The organism is Olleya sp. Ti.3.14, from assembly GCF_038154885.1.
In the GTDB taxonomy this organism is placed as follows: Bacteria; Bacteroidota; Bacteroidia; order Flavobacteriales; family Flavobacteriaceae; genus Olleya.
The window spans coordinates 1-3,925 of sequence record NZ_JBAKAO010000018.1 but is presented as its reverse complement, the minus strand read 5'-3'; the positions used below and the strand labels follow the sequence as shown (position 1 = coordinate 3,925).

1 protein-coding gene is annotated in these 3,925 nt (G+C 40.3%); it reads left to right on the top strand.

The features are described 5' to 3' along the window. The coding region (locus V6251_RS15075) for an SdrD B-like domain-containing protein (protein ID WP_341588987.1) at positions 1-3,925 on the top strand (3,925 nt) is incomplete at both ends.

Here is a 3,925-nt window from a genome sequence, read left to right as displayed (position 1 = left end):
TAGTTGATGGTGATACAACAGATGATGGTGATACTGTAGCAAATACAGACACAACAGATGGAAGTATTCCAGTAACAGTAACAGCAGGAGAAGTTGATGCAGATAACAACTTTGAGAATAGTCCAGCGCCAGGAAGTGTAAGCGGAACAATCGTAGATGAGAATGGCGATCCTGTATCAGGAATCGTAGTAACATTAGATGATGGCGATGCAGCAACAGTTGATCCAACAGTAACAACAGGAGTTGATGGAACATACGAATTTACAGATGTACCAGTAGGAGAGTATGTAGTTACAGAAACAACACCAGCAGATACAACAGTAGTTGATGGCGATACAACAGATGATAGTGATACTGTAGCAAATACAGACACAACAGATGGAAGTATTCCAGTAACAGTAACAGCAGGAGAAGTTGATGCAGATAACAACTTTGAGAACAGTCCAGCGCCAGGAAGTGTAAGCGGAACAATCGTAGATGAGAATGGCGATCCTGTATCAGGAATCGTAGTAACATTAGATGATGGCGATGCAGCAACAGTTGATCCAACAGTAACAACAGGAGTTGATGGAACATACGAATTTACAGATGTACCAGCAGGAGACTATGTAGTTACAGAAACAACACCAGCAAATACAACAGTAGTTGATGGCGATACAACAGATGATGGCGATACTGTAGCAAATACAGACACAACAGATGGAAGTATTCCGGTAACAGTAACAGCAGGAGAAGTTGATGCAGATAACAACTTTGAGAATAGTCCAGCACCAGGAAGCGTAAGCGGAACAGTTGTAGATGAGAATGGCGATCCTGTATCAGGAATCGTAGTAACATTAGATGATGGCGATGCGGCAACAGTTGATCCAACAGTAACAACAGGAGTTGATGGGACATATGAATTTACAGATGTACCAGTAGGAGAATATACAATAGATCAAACAACACCAGCAGATACAACAGTAGTTGATGGCGATACAACAGATGATAGTGATACTGTAGCAAATACAGACACAACAGATGGAAGTATTCCAGTAACGGTAACAGCAGGAGAAGTTGATGCAGATAACAACTTTGAGAATAGTCCAGCACCAGGAAGTGTAAGCGGAACAGTTGTAGATGAGAATGGCGATCCTGTATCAGGAATCGTAGTAACATTAGATGATGGCGATGCAGCAACAGTTGATCCAACAGTAACAACAGGAGTTGATGGAACCTATGAATTTACAGATGTACCAGTAGGAGACTATACAATAGTAGAAACAGTACCAGCTAATACAGATGTAGTTGATGGCGATACAACAGATGATGGTGATACTGTAGCAAATACAGACACAACAGATGGAAGTATTCCAGTAACAGTAACAGCAGGAGAAGTTGATGCAGATAACAACTTTGAGAATAGTCCAGCACCAGGAAGTGTAAGCGGAACAATCGTAGATGAGAATGGCGATCCTGTATCAGGAATCGTAGTAACATTAGATGATGGCGATGCAGCAACAGTTGATCCAACAGTAACAACAGGAGTTGATGGAACATACGAATTTACAGATGTACCAGTAGGAGAGTATGTAGTTACAGAAACAACACCAGCAGATACAACAGTAGTTGATGGCGATACAACAGATGATAGTGATACTGTAGCAAATACAGACACAACAGATGGAAGTATTCCAGTAACAGTAACAGCAGGAGAAGTTGATGCAGATAACAACTTTGAGAATAGTCCAGCACCAGGAAGTGTAAGCGGAACAATCGTAGATGAGAATGGCGATCCTGTATCAGGAATCGTAGTAACATTAGATGATGGTGATGCAGCAACAGTTGATCCAACAGTAACAACAGGAGTTGATGGAACATATGAATTTACAGATGTACCAGTAGGAGAGTATGTAGTTACAGAAACAACACCAGCAAATACAATAGTAGTTGATGGCGATACAACAGATGATGGCGATACTGTAGCAAATACAGACACAACAGATGGAAGTATTCCAGTAACAGTAACAGCAGGAGAAGTTGATGCAGATAACAACTTTGAGAATAGTCCAGTAGTAGGAGATTTAACAGGAGTTGTATTTGAAGACATCAACGGAGATGGCGTACAAGATGCAGGCGAAGATGGAATTGCAGGAGTAGATGTAGTTATTACTGATGTTGATGGAAACGAAACAACAGTAACAACAGGAACTGACGGAACATGGACAGCAACAGACATTCCAGTAGGAGATACTGTAGTTGATGTTGACGAAACAACGTTACCAGCAGACATTACAGATACATTAACAACAACGGATTCAGATCCAGAAACAGTAACGGTATTAGAAGGTGTAGCAACAGAAACAACAGATGATGGATTTGCATCAGTAACTTCAGGATTAACAGGAGTTGTATTTGAAGATACTAATAATAACGGTGTTCAAGATGCAGGAGAAGAAGGAATTGCAGGAGTAGATGTAGTTATTACGGATGTTAACGGAGACGAAACAACAGTAACAACAATAGCAGATGGTTCATGGTCAGCAACGGATCTTCCATTAGGAGATGCAGAAGTTGATGTTGATGAAACAACATTACCAGCTGATATTACAGATACATTAACAACAACAGATTCAGATCCAGAAACAGTAACAGTAGTAGATGGAGTAACATCTACAACAGATGACGGATTTGCACCAGCAGTAGGAGATTTAACAGGAGTTGTATTTGAAGACATCAACGGAGATGGTATTCAAGATGCAGGTGAAGAAGGAATTGCAGGAGTAGATGTAGTTATTACGGATGTTGACGGAAACGAAACAACAGTAACAACAGATGCAGATGGTATTTGGGAAGCAACAGACATTCCAGTAGGAGATACTGTAGTTGATGTTGATGAAGATACATTACCAGCAGATATTACAGATACATTAACAACAACGGATTCAGATCCAGAAACAATTACTGTAGTAGAAGGTGATAACCCAACAACAGATGATGGATTTGCACCAGTAACTTCAGGATTAACAGGAGTTGTATTTGAAGACACCAACAATAACGGTGTTCAAGATGCAGGTGAAGAAGGAATTGCAGGAGTAGATGTAGTTATTACGGATGTTAACGGAGACGAAACAACAGTAACAACAATAGCAGATGGTTCATGGTCAGCAACGGATCTTCCATTAGGAGATGCAGTAGTTGATGTTGATGAAACAACATTACCAGATGATATTACAGATACATTAACAACAACGGATTCAGATCCAGAAACAGTAACAGTAGTAGATGGAACATCAGCAACAACAGATGATGGATTTGCACCAGCAGTAGGAGATTTAACAGGAGTTGTATTTGAAGACATCAACGGAGATGGTATTCAAGATGCAGGTGAAGAAGGAATTGCAGGAGTAGATATAGTTATTACCGATGTTGACGGAAACGAAACTACAGTAACAACAGGAATAGACGGAGTATGGACAGCAACAGACATTCCAGTAGGAGATACAGAGGTTGATGTTGACGAGACAACGTTACCAACCGATATTACAGATACTTTAACAACAACGGATTCAGATCCAGAAATAGTAACTGTATTAGAAGGTGTAGCAGCAGTAACAATAGATGACGGATATGCACCAGTAGATATCGATTCAGATGGAGATGGAGTTTTAGACTCAGTAGAAGTTGCAAATGGTACAGATCCTAATAATGAATGTAATTATAACATTGCAGATATTACTGAAGAGATTACCGCAATAACAGATTGTGATAACGACGGATTATTAGATGTAGAGGAAATCACAGGAGGGGATGATCCAACTACACCAGCAGATCCAGCAGGAAACACAACAGACCCAACAGATCCAGATACAGATGGAGACGGAGTAACAGATGGACAAGAAGCATTAGATGGAACAGATCCAAATGATGCATGTGAGTATGTAAT